At 68.8% G+C, this 23,528-nt stretch carries 23 protein-coding genes; 6 read left to right on the top strand and 17 right to left on the bottom strand.

The features are described from left to right. Positions 1–9 precede the first annotated feature (9 nt). Positions 10–1,518 carry an alanine/glycine:cation symporter family protein gene (locus H0523_RS17675; protein ID WP_180180108.1) on the bottom strand — a complete coding sequence of 503 codons (1,509 nt, stop codon included), beginning with the start codon at positions 1,516–1,518 and terminating at the stop codon, positions 10–12. Between the two features lie 265 nt (positions 1,519–1,783). Between H0523_RS17675 and H0523_RS17670 the strand changes: the two genes are divergently transcribed. Continuing rightward, positions 1,784–3,067, top strand: a complete 1,284-nt coding sequence (locus H0523_RS17670; RefSeq protein ID WP_054431631.1) for a phospholipase A — start codon at positions 1,784–1,786, stop codon at positions 3,065–3,067. A 28-nt stretch (positions 3,068–3,095) separates the two neighbouring features. Here H0523_RS17670 and H0523_RS17665 read toward each other — a convergent pair whose 3' ends face one another. The 4 genes from H0523_RS17665 to H0523_RS17650 are packed head-to-tail and all read right to left on the bottom strand — an operon-like array spanning position 3,096 to position 7,288. Then, positions 3,096–4,031: a dihydrodipicolinate synthase family protein gene (locus H0523_RS17665; protein WP_054431632.1), complete on the bottom strand. Its 936-nt coding sequence runs from the start codon at positions 4,029–4,031 to the stop codon at positions 3,096–3,098. 5 nt (positions 4,032–4,036) lie between these two features. Beyond that, a complete protein-coding gene (locus tag H0523_RS17660) occupies positions 4,037–5,209 on the bottom strand; it encodes an L-rhamnonate dehydratase (protein WP_054431633.1) in 1,173 nt (390 codons plus the stop codon). A 56-nt stretch (positions 5,210–5,265) separates the two neighbouring features. Then, complete coding sequence (locus H0523_RS17655; protein ID WP_054431634.1) at positions 5,266–6,306, bottom strand: 4-hydroxythreonine-4-phosphate dehydrogenase PdxA; 1,041 nt, start codon at positions 6,304–6,306, stop codon at positions 5,266–5,268. A 7-nt stretch (positions 6,307–6,313) separates the two neighbouring features. Next, positions 6,314–7,288 carry a Bug family tripartite tricarboxylate transporter substrate binding protein gene (locus H0523_RS17650; protein ID WP_054431635.1) on the bottom strand — a complete coding sequence of 325 codons (975 nt, stop codon included), beginning with the start codon at positions 7,286–7,288 and terminating at the stop codon, positions 6,314–6,316. 120 nt (positions 7,289–7,408) lie between these two features. Here H0523_RS17650 and H0523_RS17645 point away from each other — a divergent pair, with 120 nt between their 5' ends. Beyond that, positions 7,409–8,335, top strand: a complete 927-nt coding sequence (locus H0523_RS17645; protein ID WP_054431636.1) for a LysR family transcriptional regulator — start codon at positions 7,409–7,411, stop codon at positions 8,333–8,335. A 373-nt stretch (positions 8,336–8,708) separates the two neighbouring features. Here the strand turns inward: H0523_RS17645 and H0523_RS17640 are convergent, their stop codons facing one another. The 10 genes from H0523_RS17640 to H0523_RS17595 all read right to left on the bottom strand — a co-directional run bounded on the left by H0523_RS17640 (position 8,709) and on the right by H0523_RS17595 (position 16,876). Then, entirely contained in the window at positions 8,709–8,945 is a 237-nt protein-coding gene (locus H0523_RS17640; protein ID WP_026383281.1) for a hypothetical protein, read from the bottom strand. A gap of 19 nt (positions 8,946–8,964) precedes the next feature. Continuing rightward, a complete protein-coding gene (locus H0523_RS17635) occupies positions 8,965–9,201 on the bottom strand; it encodes a FixH family protein (RefSeq protein WP_054431637.1) in 237 nt (78 codons plus the stop codon). Between the two features lie 22 nt (positions 9,202–9,223). Beyond that, positions 9,224–10,714 (bottom strand): cytochrome c oxidase accessory protein CcoG, encoded by a 1,491-nt coding sequence (gene ccoG, locus H0523_RS17630; protein ID WP_054431638.1) that lies wholly within the window; start codon positions 10,712–10,714, stop codon positions 9,224–9,226. Positions 10,715–10,788: 74 nt separating this feature from the next. Continuing rightward, positions 10,789–11,742 (bottom strand): cytochrome-c oxidase, cbb3-type subunit III, encoded by a 954-nt coding sequence (gene ccoP, locus H0523_RS17625; RefSeq protein ID WP_054431639.1) that lies wholly within the window; start codon positions 11,740–11,742, stop codon positions 10,789–10,791. Continuing rightward, complete coding sequence (locus H0523_RS17620; protein ID WP_080977556.1) at positions 11,739–11,915, bottom strand: cbb3-type cytochrome oxidase subunit 3; 177 nt, start codon at positions 11,913–11,915, stop codon at positions 11,739–11,741. Before H0523_RS17620 ends, ccoP begins: the two co-directional genes overlap by 4 nt. Beyond that, on the bottom strand, positions 11,915–12,643 hold the full coding sequence (gene ccoO, locus H0523_RS17615) for a cytochrome-c oxidase, cbb3-type subunit II (RefSeq protein WP_054431640.1): 729 nt from the start codon (positions 12,641–12,643) through the stop codon (positions 11,915–11,917). Before ccoO ends, H0523_RS17620 begins: the two co-directional genes overlap by 1 nt. Before the next feature lie 10 nt (positions 12,644–12,653). Beyond that, positions 12,654–14,141: a cytochrome-c oxidase, cbb3-type subunit I gene (gene ccoN / locus H0523_RS17610; protein WP_054431641.1), complete on the bottom strand. Its 1,488-nt coding sequence runs from the start codon at positions 14,139–14,141 to the stop codon at positions 12,654–12,656. A 206-nt stretch (positions 14,142–14,347) separates the two neighbouring features. Continuing rightward, positions 14,348–14,509, bottom strand: a complete 162-nt coding sequence (ccoS, locus tag H0523_RS17605; protein WP_006390533.1) for a cbb3-type cytochrome oxidase assembly protein CcoS — start codon at positions 14,507–14,509, stop codon at positions 14,348–14,350. Then, a complete protein-coding gene (locus tag H0523_RS17600) occupies positions 14,506–15,480 on the bottom strand; it encodes a P-type ATPase actuator domain-containing protein (protein ID WP_054431642.1) in 975 nt (324 codons plus the stop codon). The genes ccoS and H0523_RS17600 overlap by 4 nt, the downstream gene beginning before the upstream one ends. A 127-nt stretch (positions 15,481–15,607) precedes the next feature. Beyond that, the gene (locus H0523_RS17595) at positions 15,608–16,876 is read right to left on the bottom strand and encodes an adenosylmethionine--8-amino-7-oxononanoate transaminase (protein WP_054431643.1); all 1,269 of its coding nucleotides are present in this window, start codon (positions 16,874–16,876) and stop codon (positions 15,608–15,610) included. 113 nt (positions 16,877–16,989) lie between these two features. On the opposite strand from H0523_RS17595, the gene bioF reads away from it, so the two are divergent. From bioF to bioD, 3 genes are read left to right on the top strand one after another with little or no spacing between them, the layout of a single operon-like run. Next, positions 16,990–18,174 carry an 8-amino-7-oxononanoate synthase gene (bioF, locus tag H0523_RS17590; protein ID WP_054431644.1) on the top strand — a complete coding sequence of 395 codons (1,185 nt, stop codon included), beginning with the start codon at positions 16,990–16,992 and terminating at the stop codon, positions 18,172–18,174. After that, positions 18,174–18,839: an alpha/beta fold hydrolase gene (locus H0523_RS17585; RefSeq protein ID WP_054431645.1), complete on the top strand. Its 666-nt coding sequence runs from the start codon at positions 18,174–18,176 to the stop codon at positions 18,837–18,839. Before bioF ends, H0523_RS17585 begins: the two co-directional genes overlap by 1 nt. After that, positions 18,836–20,263 (top strand): dethiobiotin synthase, encoded by a 1,428-nt coding sequence (bioD, locus tag H0523_RS17580; protein ID WP_054431646.1) that lies wholly within the window; start codon positions 18,836–18,838, stop codon positions 20,261–20,263. Before H0523_RS17585 ends, bioD begins: the two co-directional genes overlap by 4 nt. Positions 20,264–20,300: 37 nt before the next feature. On the opposite strand, the gene H0523_RS17575 is transcribed toward bioD, so the two are convergent. Continuing rightward, positions 20,301–21,065, bottom strand: coding sequence for an alpha/beta fold hydrolase (locus tag H0523_RS17575; RefSeq protein WP_054431647.1), 765 nt, complete (start codon positions 21,063–21,065; stop codon positions 20,301–20,303). 126 nt (positions 21,066–21,191) lie between these two features. Here H0523_RS17575 and H0523_RS17570 point away from each other — a divergent pair, with 126 nt between their 5' ends. Further along, entirely contained in the window at positions 21,192–21,971 is a 780-nt protein-coding gene (locus H0523_RS17570) for an AraC family transcriptional regulator (protein WP_054431648.1), read from the top strand. A 127-nt stretch (positions 21,972–22,098) separates the two neighbouring features. On the opposite strand, the gene aceA is transcribed toward H0523_RS17570, so the two are convergent. After that, entirely contained in the window at positions 22,099–23,418 is a 1,320-nt protein-coding gene (gene aceA / locus H0523_RS17565; RefSeq protein ID WP_006390545.1) for an isocitrate lyase, read from the bottom strand. Between the last annotated feature and the right edge of the window lie 110 nt (positions 23,419–23,528).

Genomic DNA, 23,528 nt, shown 5'->3' with positions numbered 1-23,528 from the left:
TCGATCTTCTCAGTCCCAGCATTCCGCGTTTTCAATGCCAAGTTTCCTGGCGCTGAAGGTCGGATTGATGCCCTGTCTCTTTTGGTTCAGAAAGTCATCCACGCTGACCTTCACCACCTTGAACAACAGAAACACGGCGACGATATTGATGGTGGCGCACAGGCCCATCACCACATTGGCCGTGTTCCATGCCAGGTCCAGCGAGGCCTGCGCGCCGATGAACAGGACCCCTATCGTGACGATCCGGTATGCGTTCACCGTCAGGCGCTTATCCGAGATGTACTTGAGGTTCATCTGGCCGATGTAATACGAACCCACCAGCACCGTGGCGGTCAGCACCACGATCAGGAAGGTCATGTAGTAGTTGCCGAACACGCCCAACGACTCGCGCATGGCGGATTGCACCAATGGCAGGGCCGTCAGCCTCTGCCCGTCCGCATCGGTCAGCGCATTGCCGTAACTGTCGCTGAACAGCACGAAAAGCACGCTCAGCGAGGCAATCAGCGTATCGACGAACACGCAGAATGCCTGGACGATCCCCTGCTTGACCGGATGGCTGGTATGCGCGGCCGCGGCCGCCCCCGGCACGGAGCCCAGCCCGGCCTCGTTGGCGAACATCGCCCGCTTGATGCCGATGACGAGCACGCTGCCGGCAAAGCCGCCCAAGATGCTGCCGACGTCAAAGGCGCTGTCGAGTATCTGTCCGAGTATCCGTCCGGCCTTGTCCCAGTGGATGGCGATGCTGTACAGGGCGATCAGGATGAAACCCACGGACATGAACGGCGTGACATAGCTGGTGAATCTCGCGATGTACCTGCCGCCGCCAAAGAACATGATCGACGCGAACACGACGATGCCGGCGCCCACGTACAGGCTCAGATGGCTCGCGCCGGCGGCCGCCGCCGGCACCCAGGGTTCGAAGGAGGTGTAGATGGTGTAGCTGAACAGCACGGAAAACGACCAGCCTGTCAGGATCATCAGCGCGCTGCTGACAATGGCGAGCTTCCTGGCGCCCAGTCCTTTCGCCAGGTAGTACGGCGCCCCGCCCTTGAAGCCGTCGCCATCGCGGCTCTTGTAGACCTGCCCCAGGGTGTTTTCCGCCACGGAAATGGCGCCGTTCAGGAACGCCGCCAGCCACATCCAGACGATCACGCCCGGGCCTCCCTGCACCACGGCGACCGCCATGCCGACGATCGTGCCGATGCCGACGCGCGTCCCCATGGAGATCATCAAGGCCTCATAGGGCGAAATATGGCTCTTGTTCCCTTTTGCGCCGTGGTCTTTTTCGGTAATCACGGAGAGCGCATATTTCGCCATCAAAACCTGGGGAAACTTCAACCGGATGCTGTAATAGATGCCGACAGCCAGCAGGATCACGATGAAATAGCGGCCCCAGATGATGTCGTCGAGCCAGTTGATGTATGCCTCCAGATGGAGCAAGCAGCCATGGCAGACGGAGGATTCCATGTTCAGCGCCCGTTTTTCTAGTGATTTTCTTGATGGCCATTCGGTGCGCATGGCCAATCGTTGGGGACCGAGGAACCTGGCGACGACGCGACGGAATGCGAAGACACGCTTGAATCCGGCGATCCCGGACATTCATGCGTTGAAGTCTATCTTCAAAGCATTTGGCTGCTAGCCGGCATAAGTCTTATAAGCGGGCGGGTGATGCGGCGCCCCGTTCCCCCGCGCATGTTGCAAGTCCTACATTCGATAAGCCCGACTTACAAAATGTAGGCCGGGGCGATGCTACATTGCTTCGTCACAATTCAAACGGCCTTCCATGACCATGTCCCGACGCATCGCCCTTCCCTTGCGCACCCTCACCGCCGCCCTGGCCCTGGGCCTGGGCGGCACCGCGGCCGCCGGCGTGTCGTACCGGCTGGACCGGCCGTCCGCCGCCCCCGGCGACACCGTCACCATCGAGGCCGTGTATTTCAACGAAGGCAATGCCCGCGCCACCTGGGAAGCGCCGCCCGAGCTGGTGCTGCAGTGGCGCGGCCAGGATGGCCAGATCGTGCGCAGCCTGGCCAAGCTGCAGGGCGGCAAGGCCAATTACAGCGTGCCGGTCAACAATTTCGCGCGGATGGCCTGGAGCGCGGAAGTGCCCGCCAGCGCGCGCGGCCTGCAGGCCGTGTCGATCGAGGGCCAGCCGGCCATGATGGCGCTGGACGCCACCGGCCGCGACAGCGGCACGCTGGCCAGCACGCCCGCGCCCGGCCCGGTGGTCGACCCGCGCACCGGCCAGCCCGTGCCGCCGGCCGCGGTGGCCGCGGCCGGCGCGTCGCCCGAAGGCGGCCCGGCGCCAGACACCGTGGCCGTCTCGAGCTACCAGCAATCGGCCTTCGATCATTTCCGCAGCGCGATCTCGGAATACAAGCCGGTGTACTTCGACATCGGCACCCGCGGCCAGACCACCGCGCGCTTCCAGATCAGCGCCAAGTACCGCCTGTTCAGCCCGTCCGGCAACCGCCCGGCGACCTGGGGCGAGAATTTCTACCTGGGCTATACCCAGACCTCGCTGTGGGACCTGCAGGGCGATTCCATGCCCTTCATCGACACCACCTTCAACCCGAGCCTGTTCTGGCTGTCGGACAACATGTGGCAATCGGAGAACCAGAGCTGGCGGCTGGGCATGAACACCGGCGTCGAGCACAACTCCAACGGCAAGGCCGGCGACGACTCGCGCTCGGTCAACGACGCCTACATCCAGCCGCAGTTCAACTACCGCTTCGACGGCGGCAGCACGCTGACCTTCGCGCCCAAGGTCAAGGCCTATTTCGGCGTGGCCAGCGAGAACTCCGACTACGCCGACTACGCCGGCCGCGTCGACTGGAACCTGCGCTGGGCGCAGGACAACGGCGCGGTGGTCTCGGCCATGTACCGCCAGGGCGACCAGCGCCGCCGCACCACCCAGCTCGACTTCGCCTGGCCGCTGCAGCGCACCTGGCTGAACATGAACGGCTACCTGCACCTGCAGTACTTCAACGGCTACGGCGAAACGCTGCTGGGCTACAACCAGCGCAACGAATCGCAGTTCCGCATCGGCCTGTCGCTGGTGCCGTAACGCCTGCGCCCGTCCCCGGCCGGGCGCCCTAGCGCGCCCAGCGCAGCACCAGCGGATCCAGCCGCCGCGCCACCTCCAGCAACCCCTGCCGCACCTCCGGCCGCATGGCCGGGAACGGATGGCGCGGCGCGTCGCAGGCGATCACGCCGCCGGCCTTCATGAGGGCCTTGGCGGTCAGGATGCCGCCCTGGCGGTTCTCGTAGTTGATCAGCGGCAGCCAGCGCTCGTACAGGGCATAGGCCTCGTCGCGGCGGCCGGCGCGATGCGCCTCGATGATGGGGCGCAGCCCATCGGCGAAGCCGCCGCCCGTCATGGAGCCGGTGGCGCCGGCATCCAGGTCCGGCAGCAGCGTGATGGCCTCTTCGCCATCCCACGGCCCTTCCACCGCGGCGCCGCCCAACGCGATCAGGTCGCGCAGCTTGCTGGCCGCGCCCGCGGTCTCGATCTTGAAGTACGACACCTGCGCGATCTCGCGCGCCATGCGCGCCAGCAGCGCGGCGGACAGCGGCGTGCCGGCGACCGGCGCGTCCTGGATCATGATGGGGATGTCGATGGCGTCCGAGACCTGCTGGAAGAACCCGACCACCTGTTCCTCGGCAACGCGGAGGGTGGCGCCGTGGTACGGCGGCATGATCATCACCATGGCCGCGCCCTGCTCCTGCGCCCGGCGGCTGCGCGCCGCGCACACCTGGGTGCCGTAGTGCGTGGTGGTGACGATCACCGGCACCCGGCCCGCCACGTGTTCCAGCAGCGCGCGCGTGAGGATCTCGCGTTCGTCGTCCGACAGCGAGAACTGCTCGGAGAAATTGGCCAGGATGCACAGGCCATCCACGCCGCTGTCGATCATGAAATCGACGGCGCGCTTCTGGCCCGGCAGGTCCAGCCCGCCCGCTTCGGTGAAGATGGTGGGCACCACCGGGAAGATGCCGCGATAGCGCGGCGCCGGCACAGTCGTCGTGGTCATGGCGCTCACTCGATGATGTTGAAGTCTTTCAGGTATTCGGTCTTCAGGCTCAGGCCCAGGCCCGGCTTGTCGTCGTCCAGGTCGATGAAGCCTTCCCTGGCCACCGGCTCGCCGTCGAAGATGTAGTAGAAGAGTTCGTTGCCCACTTCCACGTCGAACATCGGGAAGTACTCGCTCATGGGCGAAGCCAGCGTGCTCATGGTCAGGTGGTAGTTATGCATCTGGCCGGCGTGCGGGATCACCGGCACGCTGTAGGCCTCGCACAGGGCGTTGATCTTGTGCGCGGCGGTGATGCCGCCGACGCGGTTTGTGTCGTACTGCACCACCGACACCGCCTTGCGGTCCAGCAGCTGCTTGAAGCCGTACAGTGAGAACTCGTGCTCGCCGCCCGAGATGGGGATGGACGTCAGCTGGTTCAGCTCCGCATAGCCGTCGATGTCGTCGGCGATGACCGGTTCCTCCAGCCAGCGCGGCTCGAACTTCTCCAGCTTGGGCAGCATGCGCTTGGCGTATTCCAGGTTCCAGCCCATGTAGCATTCGAGCATCAGGTCGGTGTCGTAGCCGATCACCTCGCGCACCGCCTCGACCGACTTCAGGTTCTCCGACACGCCGCGCTGCAGGTGCGCCGGGCCGTAGCCGAAGCGCATCTTGAAGGCGGTGAAGCCCTGGTCCAGGTAGGTCTGGGCCTCTTCCTGCATGGCCTTCAGGTCGGTGCGGTAGAGCTTGGAGTAATAGACCGGGATCTTCTCCTTGGTGCGCCCGCCCAGCAGCTTGAAGACCGGCTTGCCGACCGACTTGCCCAGGATGTCCCAGATCGCCAGGTCCACGCCCGAGATCGCCGCCATGGTCACGCCCTTGCGGCCCCAGGCGTGGGTGGCGCGGTACATGCGCTGCCACAGGTATTCGTAGTCCCACGGGTCCTGGCCGATCACCAGCGGCGCCAGGTACTGGTCGATGATGGCCTTGGCCACCCGTGGCGCCAGCGCCACGTTGCCCAGCCCGACGATGCCGTCGTCGGTCTCGACCTCGACCACGGTCCAGCCATGGAAGCGGAAGGTGCTCATGGTTTCCTGCGGCGAATACAGCAGGTCCATGGCGTTGGAGCAGAAGTTGCCTTGTGGCGGCACGGTCTTGCCGGTCCATTCAAAGACGCGCGCGCGGACGGATTTGATCTTCATGGGGGATTCCTGCGAAAAGAGTCGAACGATGCGATGAACGGGAAAGCGCGGCCGCCTCAGGCCGCCGCGCGCGCGGCGCGGTGCGACAGCCCCATGCGGCAGGCGATGCGGAAGGCCTGCCAGGTGGCGTCGACGTTGGCGCGTCCCTGGCCGGCGATGTCGTAGGCGGTGCCGTGGGCCGGCGTGGTGATCGGGATCGGCAGGCCGCCCTGCACCGTCACGCCGCGCGAGAAGCCCAGCAGCTTGATCGCGATCTGGCCCTGGTCGTGGTACATGGTGACGATGGCCTGGAACTCGCCCGCCTGCGCCTTCAGGAAGATGGTGTCGGCCGGGAACGGGCCCTGCGCCGGCAGCCCTTCCTGGTTCAGCTGGCGCACGGCCGGGGCGATGATGTCGACCTCTTCGCGCCCGCAGGTGCCGCCGTCGCCGCCATGCGGATTGAAGGCCGCCACGGCCACCCGCGGCGCGGCCACGCCATTGGCCTGCAGGGATTGGTAGATCAGCCGCGTGGCGGCCTTGATGCCGTCGATGCTGAGCGCGGCGGCGGCGTCCTTGAGCGGAATGTGCGAGGACACGCGCGAGGTCCACAGCTCGCCGAGCGTGTTGAACTCGCAGAAGTAGCCGGTCACGCCCAGGTACTGCGCGAAGTGGTGCAGCTCGTCGTCGTGGCGCAGGCCGCCCTGCTTCATCGCGTGCTTGTTCAGCGGCGCGAAACAGATGGCGTCGATATGGCCGGCCAGCGCCGCGTCCATGCAGGCGTCCAGCACCCGCAGCACCGAGGCGCCGCCGGGCGCCTGCGCCTGGCCCAGGTTGACGTCCTCGCGCCGCACGGTCTGCATCGCCAGCCACGCCGGCACGCCGGTGTCCGGCCGCGCCCGCACGGCGTCGAAGCCGGCCACCGGCTGCGTGGCCACCTGCACGCCGGCCACCCGCTGGCCTTCGCGCCACAGCCATTCATCGCCCACCAGCACGATGTTGGCCAGTTGCGTCGCCTCGGGCCGCGCCAGCAGGCGCGCGATCAGTTCGGGGCCGATGCCGGCGGGGTCGCCCAGCGTCAGGGCGATGACGGGCTTGGCGGAGTTGCTGTCGATGCTCATGCTGCGTTCATTCCACGGAAATATGGTTCTTCTTGATGATGGCGGCGTAGCGCTGGTTCTCGGCCTGGTGGAACTGCGCGAACTGCGCCTGGCTCATCGGGCTGATGTCGGCGCCGATGGCCAGCAGGCGCGTCCGGGTCTCGGGCATGGCCAGCACCGCGTTGACCGAGTCATGCACGCGCTGCTGCACCGCCGCCGGGGTGTTGCCGGGCATGTAGATGCCGTACCAGGCGCTCATCTCGACGCCGCTGACGCCGGCCTCGGCCATGGTCGGCACGTCGGGCAGCTGCGGGTTGCGCCTGGCGCTCAGCACCGCCAGGGCGCGCACCTTGCCGCTCTTGATGTGCGGGATGACGGACGACGCGGTCTCGAAGGCGATCTGCACCTGGCCACCCATCAGGTCGACCATCGCCGGACCGCTGCCGCGATAGGGAATGTGCGTCATCTGCACGCCGGTGGCGTCCTTGAACAGCTCGGCGGCGATGTGCTGGGTGCTGCCCGAGCCGCTGCTGGCGAAGTTGTATTCGCCCGGCTTGCGCTTGAGCAGCGCGATCAGCTCCTGCACCGATTGCGCCGGCAGCTGGTTGTTGACCACCAGGATGTTCGGCACCGCGCCCACGAACACCACCGGCGTCAGGTCGCGGTCGTTGTCGTAGCCCAGCTTGAGCAGGTGCGGCGCGATCGCGTGCGCGGTGGACACGCCCATCACCATGGTGTGGCCGTCGCCCGACTTGGCCGCCAGGTCCGCCGCCAGCGTGTTGGACGCGCCCGGCTTGTTCTCCACCACCACGGTCTGCTTGAGCATTGGCCCGAGCTTGTCGGCCACGGCGCGCGCCATGGCGTCGGTGCCGCCGCCGGGGGCCGAGCCCACCAGCAGGCGCAGCGGCCGGGTCGGCCAGTCGGCGCTCTGCGCCTGGGCGGATGCGGCGGCGGACAGGCACAGCACGCCCGCCGCCAATGCGGCATAAAGCCGAGTCTTCATGGTTGTCTCCTTGGGGGCTTATGGCCCGTAGCGGGCTTTGTTATGCCTGCATCTTAGAAACAACCGCTGTTTCCGTAAAATGAAACTTTTGCACCAACCGTTCACTACAGGCGATCAATCATGGAACGCGTCCCGAACGTCCCCGCGCTGCTTTCGCGCCTGCGCATGCGGCAGATCGTGCTGCTGCTGGCCATCGAGGAACGCGGCACCCTGCGCGCCGCCGCCGCGCAGCTCAACATGACCCAGTCCGCCGCCAGCAAGATGCTGCACGAGCTGGAACTGGCCATCGGCCAACCGCTGTTCGAACGGGTCGGCCGCGGCCTGGCGCTGACCGCCGCCGGGGAATGCGTGATGGAGTATTTCCGCGGCATGCGCGGCACGGTGTCGTCGCTGGCGCGCGAACTGGAAGAATTGCGCCTGGGCAGCGCCGGCAAACTTTTCATCGGCAGCATCATGGCCGCCTCGCCGGGCCACCTCACCGACGCCCTGCTGCGCCTGAAGCAGACCTACCCGCTACTGGCCGTGGAGATCTCCACCGGCACCAGCGACCTGCTGATCGAACGCCTGAACGAGGGCAAGCTCGACGTCGTCATCGGCCGCATGCTGACCCTGTCCGAAAGCCACTACGTCTTCCGCCCCATCGGCGACGAGGCCCTCTCCGTCATCGCCGCCGTCGACCACCCCCTGACCCGCCGCAAGCGCATCAGCTTCGACGCGCTGCAGGCCTACCCCTGGATCCTGCAACCCCACGGCAGCCCCATGCGCGACGTCCTGGAACAGGAATTCCGCGCCCACGACACCGCCCTGCCCAAGGGCCTGATCGAGTCCGCCTCGATCCTCACCACCACCAACCTGGCCATGAAGTCCGACATGCTGGGCGTCATCCCCGACTCCGTCGCCAGCCGCTACGCCCGCCACGGCCTGCTCGCCATCATCCCCTACCAACTCCAGCACACCCTGACCGCCTTCGGCAGCATCATCCCCAAGGACCGCCCGCTGAGCGCGCCCGCCAGGCACTTCGTGGACCTGCTGCACGACACGGAATAAAGGCGCGCCACACCCAGGGCAAATACCACCAGCCCCCGACGCAACACACCGCGTAAGCCCCAAAAGGCCGCCCGCGCGGCCGACCTGGGGCGGGCCCCGCAAACCTCTCCATGCCCCCGCCGATCTGACAACGCGACGCCCCAAGACTCTCGCAGCCCCTCGCGGCGGGCGAGTCGGTGGCGGGCAACCTCGATGCGCCCGAGGGAATCCGAAGGAGTCGCCGCAGGCGAGGACGAGGATGACAACGGGGCAGTCCGGAGCGAACGCTCCGGACCGCAATCGTGGGCGCCCGCCACCGACTCGCCCGCCGCGAGGGGCGACCTACGAAGCCCTCCCCCGCAGCACCAAACCAAAGCCCCCAGATAACCCAAGCCTAAAGATCCGGATCTTCCTCCACCTTAGGCATCAAATAAGCCGTCAACGCACTCGACGCCCCCGCCATCCCCCAAAGCAGAAAGAACGACACCGTATAAAACCCCACCCGCCCCGTCGGCACATACCCGAACACCGCCACATCCAGCGGATCGATCAGGGCAAAGACAATCGCGCTGCCCACGGCCGCCGCCAGGAACGACGGCCACAGTATCCACATCAACGACCTCAACCCCATGGCGCGCCTCCGGAAATCATCAACGAACGCCGATCGCGGCCGGCGGCGTCGGCAGCGTGTCCGCCTGCTCGATCACCAGACCGCGCTTGACCACGCCTTCCTGGATCGGCTGGTTGCCGAACTGGGTATAGGCCAGGTAGATCGTGATCGAACAGCCGACCACCGCCAGGAACGGCCCCGCCATCAGGAACCAGGGCCAGAATTCGCGGTACCAGGGTTTGACCGGCATCGGCGCGGCGACATGGGCAGTATTCATCGTTGGCATCCTTTATTCGGAATCAATCGGGCACATAGAAACTTGCGGCTTCATCGGTCTCGACGGGCCGGTTCTCCTGGTCGTGGGCGCGGGCCCGCAACGTGATCGGGTGGGCGCCCGGCTCGGCGCCGGCCGGCGCGCGGATCACCATCGGCACCAGCTTGTTGGCGGCCGCCTCCACTTCCACCACGTCCGACTCGCTTTGTCCGGCGCGCACCGCCAGCCCGGGCATGCCGTCGGCCGACAGCCGCAGCCGCAGCGGCGAATCCGACGTATTGATGATCTGCAGCCGGTACACGTTCTCGATCATGCCGCCGGCCACCTCGCGGCCCAGCGCGCCGCGATCGCGGATTACGTCCACCCGCAGCGGATTGCGCATCGCCAGCGAGGCCACGAACGCCACCGCCAGCACCAGGATCAGCGAGCCGTAGATCAGCACCCGCGGCCGCAGCAGGTGCGAACGCGCGCTTTGCGTCGACAGCCCGTCCAGCATGGCCCGCTCGGAGGTGTAGCGGATCAGTCCGGACGGATACTGCATCTTGTCCATCACCTGTTCGCAGGCGTCGATACAGGCGCCGCAACCGATGCACATGTATTGCAGGCCCTCGCGGATGTCGATGCCGGTCGGGCACACCTGCACGCACAGGCTGCAATCGACGCAGTCGCCCAGCCCCGCGGCCTTGTGGTCGACCTTGCGCGAACGGCCGCCGCGCGGATCGCCGCGGCGCTTGTCGTAGGTCACGACGAAAGTGTCGGGGTCGACCATCACGCTCTGGAAGCGGGCGTACGGGCACATGTACTTGCACACCGACTCGCGCATGAAACCGGCGTTGCCCCAGGTGGCGAAGCCGTAGAACACCATCCAGAACCATTGCCACGGCCCCAGCTGCAGCGTGAACAGTTCATGGCCCAGCTCGCGGATCGGCGCGAAGTAGCCGATGAAGGTGGAGCCGGTCCACCAGGCCAGCGCGATCCACAGGAAGTGCTTGGTGACCTTCAGGCGCGCCTTGCGCCAGGTCCAGGGCGATTCATCGAGCCGGATGCGGGCGACGCGGTCGCCTTCGACCTTGCGCTCGATCCACATGAAGATCTCGGTGTAGACCGTCTGCGGACAGGCGTAGCCGCAGAACAGCCGCCCCGCCACCGCGGTGAACAGGAACAGCGCCAGCGCCGAGATCACCAGCAGCACCGCCAGGTAGACCACGTCCTGCGGCCACAGCACCAGGCCGAACAGGTAGAACTTGCGCGCGCCCAGGTCGAACAGCACCGCCTGGCGGCCGTTCCATTGCAGCCACGGCAGGCCGTAGAAGATAAGCTGGGTAAGGAAGACGAAGGCGATGCGCCAGCGCGCGAAGATGCCGCTGACCGAACGCGGATAGATCTTGCTGCGCACGCCGGCCAGGGTCTGCTCCAGCGTCTCCTGGCCAGGACGCGGCGGCCGCGTGTGCGGCCGCCAGGGTGGCGGGTCGCCGCCAGGCGAACTGCTGACGCTTGCGGTTGACCCATCATCCATGTGCTGCTCCGTGCGGTAAGTCCATGTGATATGGGGGCTGCCGTCGCGGCGCGCCCCCACCTATGTGGCGAGGCCTACTTGGCCGAGGCGGCGGCCGTGGCCGGTTGCGCCTGCGCGTCCGGCTTGTTGGACAGGCCCCAGACCCAGGCGGTCAGGATCTTGATCTGTTCCGGGCTGAGGATGTCGCCGTGCGCCGGCATGCGGTTGTCGCGGCCGTCCAGGATCGTCTTGACGATGGTGGCCTCCGAGCTGCCGTAGAGCCAGACGTCGTCCGTCAGGTTGGGCGCGCCCAGCGCCTGGTTGCCCTTGCCGTCGACGCCGTGACAGGCGACGCAGAAGTTGGCGAACTCGCGCTGGCCGCGGAACACCCGCACCGGGTCGGCCGTCAGGCCCGACAGCGAACGCACGTACTGCGCGATGTCGCCGGCGGTCTTGGGGTCGATGGCCGATTTCCAGGGCGGCATCATGCCGATGCGGCCGTTGGTGATGGTCTGCATGATGGCCTCGGGCGAGCCGCCGTGCAGCCAGTCGCTGTCGGTCAGGTTGGGAAAGCTGGGGCCGCCCTTGGCGTCGGAGCCATGGCACTGCGCGCAGGTGTTCAGGAACAGGCGCTGGCCGATTTCACGGGCGCCCGGGTCCGCGGCGATCTGCGGCACCGTCATGGTTTCGAAGCGCGCGTAGATGGGACGCACCGCCGCGGCCATCTTGGCCTGCTGCTGCGCCACTTCGTCGGCGCTGCTGTAGCCCAGCTGGCCCTTGTACTCACCCAGGCCGGGCATGAAGAACAGGTAGCCCAGCGCGAAGGCGCAGGCCAGCAGGTACATCCAGGTCCACCAGCCGGGCACCGGGTTGTTCAGTTCCGTGAGGTCGCCGTCCCAGACGTGGCCGGTGTCCTCGACCTGGCCGTTGGCCGGCTTGGTGCTGAGCCAGCGGCGCTGCGTGTACAGCAGCCACACACACCAGACCACGCCGCCGACCGCGACGATCGAGATGAAATACCCCCAGAAGCCATTGACGAAATCGCTCATGACCGATCCGCTCCATCTTGTTGTGCCGGCCCGAATTCATCGGGCAGCGCGAACGGCAGCATGGCCGATTCGCTGTTGGCATGCTGGCGGCCGCGCGAGCAGGCCCACCAGACGATGCCGAAAAAGGTTGCCATCGAAATGGCGGTGACGATTGCGCTCAGCAGGGCCATGATCAGCCTCCGGTGGCCGCGGGTTGCGCGGCGGCGGCCGGCTGCTGCGCGGCCTTCCTGGCTTCTTCGGCCTTTTTGGCCTCTTCCGCCTTTTTGGCCTGCTGCGCCTTGCGCACGCCGACGCCCAGCCCTTGCAGGTAGGCCACCAGCGCGTCCTCTTCGGTCTTGCCTTCGATGGCCTTGGGCGCCGCGGCGATCTCCTCGTCGGTGTAGGGCACGCCCAGGGCGCGCAGCGCGCGCATCCGCTGGTCGACGTTCTGGCCGGTGATCACGGTCTTTTCCAGCCACGGATAGGCGGGCATGTTGGACTCGGGCACCACCTTGCGCGGGTTGCGCAGGTGGATGCGGTGCCAGTCGTCGGAATAGCGTTCACCCACGCGCGCCAGGTCGGGACCGGTGCGCTTGGAGCCCCACAGGAAGGGATGGTCGAACACCGATTCCGAGGCCAGCGAGTACGAGCCGTAGCGCTGCACTTCGGCGGCCAGCAGGCGCACCTGCTGCGAGTGGCAGCCGACACAGCCTTCGCGGATGTAGACGTCGCGGCCCATCAGGCGCAGCGGGCTGTAGGGTTCGACCCCCGCCACCGGCTGCGTGGTGCTGTGCTGGAAGAACAGCGGCACGATCTGCACCAGGCCGGCGAAGGACACCACCAGGATGCTGGCGATGATCATCCAGCCGATGTTCTTCTCGAGCGTCTGGTGGGAAAAAAAGCCTTGTTGCTTGTTGGCCATGATGTCCTCGTCAAACGGTGGCCGGCGCGGGCGCGGCGACAGCCGGCGCGCGGGTGGTGTGGGGATCGTCCTGCGGGATGGCGGGGTTGACCGCCTGCGCGCCGCGCACCGTCTTCCACACGTTCCAGGCCATGACCAGCACGCCCGACAGGAACAGCGCCCCGCCCAGCAGACGGATCAGGTAGTACGGCACCCGCGTCTTGAGTTCCTCGACGAAGCTGTAGACCAGCGTGCCGTCGGCGGCGGTGTCGCGCCACATCAGGCCCTGCTGCACCCCGGCGATCCACATCGCGGCGATGTACAGCACCACGCCGATGGTGGCGATCCAGAAGTGCAGTTCGATGGCCTTGACGCTGTACATCTTCTCGCGGCCATACAGGCGCGGGATCAGGTAGTAGAGCGAGCCGAACGAGATCATCGCGACCCAGCCCAGCGCGCCGGAGTGCACGTGGCCGATGGTCCAGTCGGTGTAGTGCGACAGCGCGTTCACGGTGCGGATCGACATCATCGAGCCTTCGAACGTCGCCATGCCGTAGAACGACAGCGCGGTCACCATGAACTTCAGGATCGGATCGGTGCGCAGCTTGTACCAGGCGCCCTGCAGCGTCATGATGCCGTTGATCATGCCGCCCCACGACGGCGCCAGCAGGATCAGCGAGAACGTCATGCCCAGCGACTGGGTCCAGTCGGGCAGCGAGGTGTACAGCAGGTGGTGCGGACCGGCCCACATGTAGGTGAAGGCCAGCGCCCAGAAGTGGACGATGGACAGGCGGTACGAGTAGATCGGACGGCCGGCCTGCTTGGGCACGAAGTAATACATCATGCCCAGGAAGCTGGTGGTCAGGAAGAAGCCGACCGCGTTGTGGCCGTACCACCACTGCACCATGGCGTCCTGCACCCCGGCGTAGGCCGAGTACGACTTCCACAGCGTCACCGGCATCTCGATGTTGTTGAAGATGTGCAGGATGGCGATGGTGAGGATGTACGAGCCGAAGAACCAGTTGGCCACGTAGATGTGCTTGGACCGGCGCTTGATGATGGTGCCGAAGAACACGATGGCGTAGGCCACCCAGACCAGCGTGATCAGGATGTCGATCGGCCATTCGAGTTCGGCGTATTCCTTGCTGCTGGTGTAACCCAGCGGCAGCGTGATGGCGGCGGCGACGATGACCGCCTGCCAGCCCCAGAACGTGAACGCGGCCAGCTTGTCACAGAAAAGGCGGGTCTGACAGGTGCGCTGGACCACGTAGTACGAGGTCGCGAACAGCGCGCTGCCGCCGAAGGCGAAGATCACGGCGTTGGTGTGCAGCGGGCGCAGGCGGCCGTAGCTCAGCCAGGCGGTGTCGAAATTCAACTGAGGCCAAATCAGCTGCGCGGCGAGAAAAACGCCCACAGCCATGCCGACAATGCCCCAGACCACCGTCATGAGCGCGAACTGCCTCACGATGCGATAGTTGAAGGTATCGGCCTTGCTTGCGATTGCGGCGCAATCGTTCATCACCCTTCCCCCAAAAGAAACAATTAGCTTCAGGTTTCAATGATGGGGGGTCGCGGGTAAACCGGGGTTGATGTGAATCAAACCCTATTGGCCGTGCAGGGGAACCCGCAGCGCCGGCGCAACGTCCATGGCGCGGCGGCGGCCACGGCGGAGCGGGCGGCTGCCTGATGGCCGCCGCCCGCGGAATCCTGAATGCCGGAGGGATGCTAGCCGCGCGAGGCCGGGCCGCTGTCGTCGTCGCGCAGGATGGCGGTGCCGGCGTTGTCGGTATCGTCGTACTGGCCGTTGAACACGGCCCACCACAACGACACGCCGATGGCCAGCACGAACAGCAGGGACAGCGGCAGGAGCAGGTACAGGATGGTCATGGCGCGGCCTCCAGCGCGCCGCCGGGCGCCGCGCTGCCCGACCAATCCTGGCGCGACAGGCGCCAGGAGTTGTAGGCCACCGCCAGCGACGACACCAGCATGGTGATGGCCGCCAGCCAGGGCGTGACCCAGCCGACCAGCGCCAGAGGCGTCATCAGCAGGTGCCAGGCCAGCGAGCCGTGCAGGTTCTGGCGCGCCTTGCGTTGCGCCTGGGCCAGCAGCGCGTCCAGCGCCGCGTCGGGCATGGACGGATGCGCCGCCAGCGCCGAATGGGCCGACGCCATGGAGGTGGGCACCGCCATCGACATGGCACAGGGACAGCTCATGACCAGCAGCGCCACCATCACCGGGATGCTGTGGGCCGGGTCGATATAGGCCCAGACCGCCGCCGCGCCCAGCGCCAGCGCCACCTGCGCCATGACGAAGCGCGACGCCAGCCGGTCGGCGCCCGCGCCCAGCAACTGGCGCTGGGCCTCGACCCGCGCATGGCGCTGGCCGCCGGCGCTGCCGCCGAACGACTGGCGCGCGCACAGTTCCAGGTAGCGCGCGGTCAGCAGGAAGGCGACGAACATCGTGACCGAATCGAAATAGACCTCGCCGTGGCCGCTGTAGGTGGCGTGCACGCTGGGAATGAAGGCGGCGACGATGCCCAGCGCCACCGGCACGTCCATGCCGGCGCGGCCCTGGCGCAGGTTGGCGCCGGCGTGGCGCCAGATCGGCCAGGCCGAATACAGCACCACCGGCACCGTCAGGGCCAGGCTGGCCCAGTTCATCAGCACGATAGCCCAGTCGAGCGTGTCCAGGGCATCCTTGGGAATGCCCTCGTGGCGCAGGTAGCCGGGCCAGGCGAACATCATCACCTGCATCATCGCCAGCCACGCCAGCGACAGGCGCACCAGCGCGTGCCGGCGCTGCTGGCGCTCGGCGTCGGACAGGGTCGTGGGGACGGCGAAGATGGATTTTGCTCGCATGCGCCGATGCTACCCAGCGCCGCGCGCGGTCGCCTTGACCTGGATCAAGCCGGCCGGAGCGCCTTGCCGGGACACCGCCCGGCGGGTCCGGCGGCGGCCGGCGCCTCCGCCTGCGGGCGCCGCGGGCTCAGGGCCGCTGCGCCCGCAGCACGGCCACCACCGCCCGCATCAGGGTATCCAGCTCGTCCGGCGCGATGGTCAGCGCGGGCGTCAAATACACCACGTTGCCGAACGGCCGCACCCAGACGCCGGCCTCGACCAGGCGCCGCTTGAGCGCCTCGCGGTCGTCGATCCGGTCCAGTTCGACCACGCCGATCGCGCCCAGCACCCGCACGTCGCGCACCCAGGCCAGCTCGCGGCACGGCGCCAGCCCCGCCGCCAGGGCGGACGACAGCGCCCGCGCCTGCGCCAGGCGCGGCTCGCTCTCGAACAGGTCGAGCGACGCGTTGGCGGCGGCGCAGGCCAGGGCGTTGCCCATGAAGGTGGGGCCGTGCATCAGGGCGTGCGAGGGGTCGTCCGACCAGAAGGCGTCGAACACCCGGCTGCTGGCCACCGTGGCGGCCAGCGGCAGCGTGCCGCCGGTCAGGGCCTTGGACAGCGTGATGATGTCGGGGCGGATGCCGGCCTGCTCGAACGCGAACATCGTGCCGGTGCGGCCGAAGCCGGTGAAGATCTCGTCGAAGATCAGCAGCAGGCCATGGCGGTCGGCCAGCTGGCGCAGCCGCCGCAGCACCTCGGGCTCATGCAGCAGCATGCCGCCGGCGCCCTGCACCAGCGGCTCGACCAGGATGCCGGCCAGTTGCGGGCCGCGCGTCTCCAGGAAGGCGTCGAGCCGCGCCATGGCGGCGTCGTCGCGCGGCAGGTCGACGATGTCGTGCTCGGCCAGCATGCCGCGGAACAGACTATGCATGCCCTCGTCGGGGTCGCATACCGCCATGGTGCCGAAGGTGTCGCCGTGGTAGCCGCCGCGGAAGGCCAGGAAGCGGCTGCGGCCGCGCTCGCCCTGGTTGAGCCAGAACTGCACCGCCATCTTCATGGCGACTTCCACCGCCACCGAGCCGGAATCCGTATAGAACACCCGGTCCAGCCCGGGCCCCAGCAGGCCGGCCAGGCGCCGCGCCAGGGTCAGCGCCGGCTCGTGGGTCAGGCCGCCGAACATCACGTGCGGCATGGCGTCCAGCTGCGCCCGCACCGCCTGGGCGATGTGCGGGTGGTTGTAACCGTGGCAGGCGGTCCACCAGGACGCCACGCCGTCGATCAGCTGGCGGCCGTCGGCCAGTTCCAGGCGGCTGCCGTGGCTGCGCACCACGGGCAGCGGCGGCGTCGCGGTCTTCATCTGGGCGTAAGGCTGCCAGATATGCGGCTGGCCCCGGGCCATCCAGTCGGGGGTATGCATGTTTCACCTCCACTACAATGGCTCGCATTCTACGGCCGGGGGCCTGACGGCGCGCTTCGCGGCCGCGGCTCCGGGGCGGGGCACCCCGTCGCCGGCCGCCGCAGGAAATCGTCATGTCCAAGCTGGATCCCCTCTTTCATTCCGAACTGGCGCAAGCCGAATCGCGCCGCGTGCGGCGCCGGCTGCGCACCGCCGCCGCCGCGCCCGCCGGCCGCATCGCGCTGGACGGCGCCCCGGTGCTGAACTTCTCCAGCAACGACTACCTGGGCCTGTCCAAGCACCCGCTGCTGATCGACCGGGCGCGCGAATGGGCCGCCCGCCACGGCGCCGGCGCGCAGGCCTCGCGGCTGGTGTGCGGCAATCTCGACCTGCACGAGCAGGTCGAGGCCAAGCTGGCGCGCCTGAAGGGCACCGAGGCCGCGCTGCTGCTGGCCTCCGGCTGGCAGGCCAACGCCGCCGTGCTGCCCGCGCTGCTGCGCGCGGCCGCCGGCCAGGGCGAGGTGCAGGTCTACGCCGACAAGCTCAACCACGCCAGCCTGCACCACGGCTGCCAGGCGGCCGGCGTGCGGCAGATCCGCTTCCGCCACAACGACCTCGACCACCTGGAATCCCTGCTGGCGGCGCGCGCCGGCCCGTCGGCGCCGCCCGCGGTGCGCTTCATCCTGACCGAAAGCGTCTTCAGCATGGACGGCGACCGCGCCGACGTGGCGCGGCTGGCGGCGCTGGCCGAGCGCTACCAGGCCTTCGTCTACCTGGACGAGGCCCACGCCACCGGCGTGCTGGGACCGGCCGGCATGGGCCTGGCCGGGCTGGCGCCGGGCGGCGTCGACCTGGCCATGGGCACCTTCAGCAAGGCGCTGGGCGGCTTCGGCGCCTACGTGGCCGGCTCGCGCGCGCTCTGCGACTACCTGGTCAACGCCTGCTCCGGCTTCATCTACACCACCGCCCTGCCGCCCGCCGTGCTGGGCGCGATGGACGCCGCGCTGGATCTGGTGCCGACGCTGGACGCCGAGCGCGCCCGGCTGGCGGCCTCGGGCGAGCGCCTGCGCCTGGCGCTGCGCGGCCTGGGCGTGGACACCGGCGACTCGTCGACCCAGATCGTGCCCGCCATCGTCGGCGACGAGGCCCGCGCCCTGGCGCTGGCGGCGGCGCTGGAACAGCGCGGCCTGCTGGCCGTGGCGATCCGCCCGCCCACCGTGCCGGCCGGCACCAGCCGCCTGCGCATCGCCCTGAGCGCGGCGCACCGCGACGCCGATATCGACCAACTGATAGACGGCCTGACGGCCACGCTCGCCTGATGCCGGCCGCCGCTTCTGTCCGCCCCACCCTGCTGTTCGTGCACGGCTGGGCCTTCGACGCCGCGTTCTGGGCGCCGCTGGCCGCCGCGCTGGCCGACTGGCCGCAGGCCGTGGCCGACGCCGGCTATTTCGGGCCGGCCCGCACGCCGGCGCCGGCCGGCCCGGTGCTGGCCATCGGCCACTCGCTGGGCGCGCTGCGCCTGCTGGGCGAACCGCCGCCCGCCTGCCTGGGACTGGTGGCGATCAACGGCTTCGCCCGCTTCGGCGCGGCCGACGACTTCCCCGAAGGCGTGCCGGCGCGCATGCTGGACCGCATGCTGAACCGGCTGGCGGCGCAACCCGACGCGGTGCTGCGCGATTTCCGCCAGCGCTGCGGCGACGCCAGCGCCTTCGGCGCGCCCCAACTCGAAGCGCTGACGCGCGACCTGCGTATCCTGCGCGACGCCGACCAGCGCGCCGCGTTGGCGACGCTGCCGATGCCGCTGCTGGCGCTGGCCGGCGCGGCCGATCCGATCGCGCCCGCGCCGATGACGACGGCGGGCTTCGGCGCCGCCGCCGACCTGCACTGGCGCGAGGCCGGCGGCCACCTGCTGCCGCTGACCGACACCGACTGGTGCGCGCAGCGGATCCGCGCCTTCCTGGCCCGCGTGGCGCCCGCCGCATGAGCGCCGATCGCCGCAATGCCCGGGTCGGCGCGCGCTTCGGCGCCGCCGCCGCGCGCTATGACGACCACGCCCCCGCCCAGCGCATCACCGCCCAGCGGCTGGCCGATGCGATCGGGCGGCTGCCGCTGCCGCCGCGTCCGCGCATCCTGGAGATCGGCTGCGGCACCGGCCTGCTGACGCAGGCGCTGGCCGCCCGGCTGGGGCCGGCGGACTGGACCGTCACCGACATCTCCCCCGCCATGCTGGCGCGGGCCCAGGAAGGCCCGGCGCTGCCCGGCGCCGCGCGCTACCAGGTGCTGGACGGCGAGCATCCGCGGGACCTCCCGGGGGGCTACGACCTGATCTGCTCCAGCCTGGCGGTGCAGTGGTTCGCCGACCTGAACGGCGGCCTGGGCCGCCTGGCCGGCCTGCTGGCGCCTGGCGGCCACCTGGCGGTGGCGACGCTGGCCGAGGGCACGTTCGCGGAATGGCGCGCCGCCCACGACGCCGCCGGCGCGACCGCGGCCACCCCGGCGTATCCGCCAAGCGGGGCCATCCGTCCGGCCATGGCCGATCTGGCCGGTGGCGTGCACAGCGAGCGGCTGATACAAGATCATCCTGACGGCCTGCACTTCCTGAAGGCGCTCAAGGGCATCGGCGCCACCACGCCCGCGCCCGGCACGGCGCCGCTGGGCGCGGCCGCGTTGCGGCGGGTGCTGGCGCAGTTCGACAAACAAGGCGCCACGGTGACCTACCACCTGGCCTACGGAATCTGGAAAAACATGACTGACTCCCCCGCCCAAGGCGTATTCGTCACCGGCACCGACACCGGCATCGGCAAGACCCTGGTCTCGGCCATCCTGGCGCGCGCCTGGCAGGCCGATTACTGGAAGCCGGTGCAGACCGGCGTGGCCGAGGAACCGGGCGACACCGAGACCGTCGCCCGCCTGGCGCAGCTGCCGCCCGAGCGCCTGCACCTGCCGGCCTATGTGCTGCAGGCGCCGCTGTCGCCGTGGGCCGCCGCGCCGCTGGAAGACGCCGAGATCGACGCCACCGCCATCGTGCCGCCCGTCACCCGCGCGCCGCTGATCGTCGAAGGCGCCGGCGGCCTGTACGTGCCGATCGACGACAGCCACATGATGATCGACCTGATCGCGCGCCTGGGCATGCCGGTGGTGCTGGCCGCGCGCAGCGGCCTGGGCACCATCAACCACACGCTGCTCAGCCTGGAAGCGCTGCGGCGCCGCGCCATCCCGGTGCTGGGCGTGATCATGAGCGGCCCGTTGTCGGCCGGCAACCGCGAGGCGATCGAACGCTTCGGCAATGTGCGGGTGCTGGCCGAGATCCCGCCGCAGGACCGGGTCGACGCGGCCGCCGTCGAGGCGCTGGCGCGCACCGTGCCGCCGCTGGCGGAATGCCTGGCGGCGATGCGCGCCGCGGGTTGACGGCAGCGGACTGCGCGCAACGCCGCGTGCGCCGCGCTCAGTCCCCGGCGGCTGTCCGCAGGAAGCGCTCGATGGCCGCCGCCAGCGCCAGCGGCGTTTCATTCATCGGATAGTGCCCGGCATTGCCCAGCACCTCGACCGTCGTGCGCGGATAGCGCCGCGCATAGGTCGCGGCCATCAGCGCCGGCGTGAACACCGGATCGTGCTCGCCCACCAGGGCCAGCACCGGATGGCGGCCGTCGATGCGGTCGCTGAAATCGGTCCCGACCCAGGCGGGCAGATAGGCGGCGAAGGCCATGGCCGATGAATGCGCGGCGGAATAGGCCGCTTTCCACGCCACCCACGCCGCCGGCAGGCGTCCGCCGGTGCTGCGGTCGATGATGGCGCGACGCGCGGCCAGGTCATCGGCCGCGCCGTCGAACAGCGCGCGCGTGGCCGTCGCCATGGCGATGCCGCCGCACGGCACCGGGGCCACCGGCACCAGCGCGCGCACCCGCTCGGGCGCCAGCGCCGCGACCCACTCGATCGCCATGCCGCCCATCGAATGGCCCACCAGGCTGAAGCGCTCGAATCCCAAGGCGTCGGCCAGCGCCAGCGCATCGGCGGCGATCTCGTCGATCGAATGCTCGCCGGCCACCTCGCGCATGCCGCCGTAGCCGCGATAGTCCATGAAGACGTAGCTGAAGTCCGCGCCCGACAGCCAGGGCTCGATCGGTTCGAAGGCGCGCGCGTCGCCGAACCAGCCGTGCAGCACGATGACGGGATGCGGGCCGTGGCCCACGCGATGGAAAGTGTTGGCCATGTCGGCTCCTGGGGGTCTGGCGATGCGTCGCCGGGGACAGCGGACGCGATTGGCAATGCCGGCATCCTAGGCCCGGCGCGGCCGGCCCGCCTTCGACATAGGGTCATCCGCTGTAGAATCCGGGCCATGCGCAATACCCTGGTCGATCCCTACGAGGACATTCCGCGCGACGTGGTGGTGACGGCCTGCGACTATCCGGCCGGTCTGACCTTCCCGCCGCACGCCCACCGCCGCGGCCAGTTCGCCTACGCCGCACGCGGCGCCATCAGCGTGGCCACGCCGACAGGCCACTGGCTGGTGCCGCCGCAACGCGCCTGCTGGGTGCCGGCGGGCATGGATCACCAGATGACCATGGGCGGCGTGGTGACCATGCTCAACACCTTCCTCACCGACGCAGCCGCGCGGGCCTTGCGCCTGCCCGCGCAATGCCAGGTCCGCGCCGTCTCGCCGCTGCTGCGTCACCTGCTCGACGAAGCCGTCGACCTGCCCGCGCTCTACGACCTCGATGGCCGCGCCGGCAAGCTGATGGCATTGCTGGCGGCCGAAATCGCCGCCATGCCGGCGCTCTCGCTGCACGCGCCGCTGCCCGCCGACCCGCGCCTGGCGCGCGCCTGCCGCGCGCTGTTCGCGGCGCCGTCGATCACGGCGGACCTGGATACGATGGCGGCCGCGGCCGGCATGAGCCGGCGCACCTTCACCCGCCAGTTCCGCGCCGAGACCGGCGTCAGCTTCGGCGCCTGGCGCCAGCAGGCCTGCCTGCTGACCGCGATCGAGCGCCTGAGCCAGGGCCAGCCCGTGACCCGCGTCGCGCTGGACCTGGGCTACGCCAGCCCGAGCGCGTTCACCAGCGCGTTCCGGCGCGTGCTGGGCCAGGCGCCCGGCGCCTACCTGGCGGCGCAGCGCTAGCGCGCCCGCGGCGTGAACCGCTGGCGACCAGCCGCCCCCGCCGCAAAAAAAGAGGGTGCCCGCAGGCACCCTGAATCCACCCTACAACAGCACTACAACAGCAACTGCAAAATCAATCCCGTCCGGCTCAGGCGGCCTTCTGCTCCTTGCCGTGCTCGAACTGCGCTTCCTCGGTCGAGCCGGTCAGCGCGGTGGTCGAGGACTTGCCGCCCTCGATGGTCTGGGTGACGGCGTCGAAGTAGCCCGTGCCCACTTCGCGCTGATGCTTGACCGCGGTGAAGCCCAGGTCGGCGGCGGCGAATTCCTTCTGCTGCAGTTCGACGAAGGCGCTCATCTGGCGGCGGGCGTAGCCGTGGGCCAGCTCGAACATGCCGTAGTTCAGCGCGTGGAAGCCGGCCAGCGTGATGAACTGGAACTTGTAGCCCATGGCGCCCAGCTCGCGCTGGAACTTGGCGATGGTGGCGTCGTCCAGGTTCTTCTTCCAGTTGAACGACGGCGAGCAGTTGTACGCCAGCAGCTTGCCCGGGAACTGGCGATGGATCGCGTCGGCGAACTTGCGGGCGTATTCCAGGTTGGGCGTGGACGTTTCGCACCAGATCAGGTCGGCGTACGGCGCGTAGGCCAGGCCGCGCGAGATCGCCTGATCGATGCCGGCGCGGGTGCGGAAGAAGCCTTCCACGGTGCGCTCGCCGGTGATGAACGGGCGGTCGTTGTCATCGACGTCGCTGGTCACCAGATCGGCGGCATCGGCGTCGGTGCGGGCCAGCAGCAAGGTGGGCGTGCCCATCACGTCGGCCGCCAGGCGCGCCGAGACCAGCTTGGCCACGGCTTCGCGGGTCGGCACCAGCACCTTGCCGCCCATGTGGCCGCACTTCTTCACGGACGCCAGCTGGTCCTCGAAGTGCACGCCCGAGGCGCCGGCCTCGATCATGGCCTTCATCAGCTCGAAGGCGTTCAGCACGCCGCCGAAACCGGCCTCGGCATCGGCCACGATGGGCGCGAAGAAATCGATGTAGCCCTCGTCGCCCGGGTTCTTGCCTTCCATCCACTGGATCTGGTCGCAGCGGGTCAGCGAATTGTTGATGCGGCGCACGACCTGCGGCACCGAGTTGGCGGGGTACAGCGACTGGTCGGGGTACATCTCGCCGGCCAGGTTGGCGTCGCCGGCCACTTGCCAGCCCGACAGGTAGATGGCCTTGAGGCCGGCCTTGACCTGCTGCATGGCCTGGTTGCCAGTCAGGGCGCCCAGCGAATTCACGAAAGGCTCGCTGTGCAGTTGCTCCCACAGGCGGGTCGCGCCGCGGCGGGCCAGGGAATGCTCGACGGCGATCGAGCCGCGCAGGCGGATGACATCCTCGGCGCTGTAGTCGCGCTTGATGCCCTGCCAGCGGCTGTTCTCGGCCCAGTCTTTCTGCAGATTGCGGATTTCGGTTTCGCGGTTGCTCATGGTCATGCTCCTTGGTCTATGGCTGAAAAGGCAAGAAAACTTCGGGGTTGCATTGCGTGAATCGTTGGAGAAAGTCTATGCCTGTGCTGCGGAGCAATGTGGCCGCGCCT

The organism is Achromobacter insuavis, assembly GCF_902859645.1.
In the GTDB taxonomy this organism is placed as follows: domain Bacteria; phylum Pseudomonadota; class Gammaproteobacteria; order Burkholderiales; family Burkholderiaceae_B; genus Achromobacter; species Achromobacter insuavis.
Note: the sequence above shows the minus strand (reverse complement) of the source record. Positions and strands in the feature narration are given on the sequence as shown.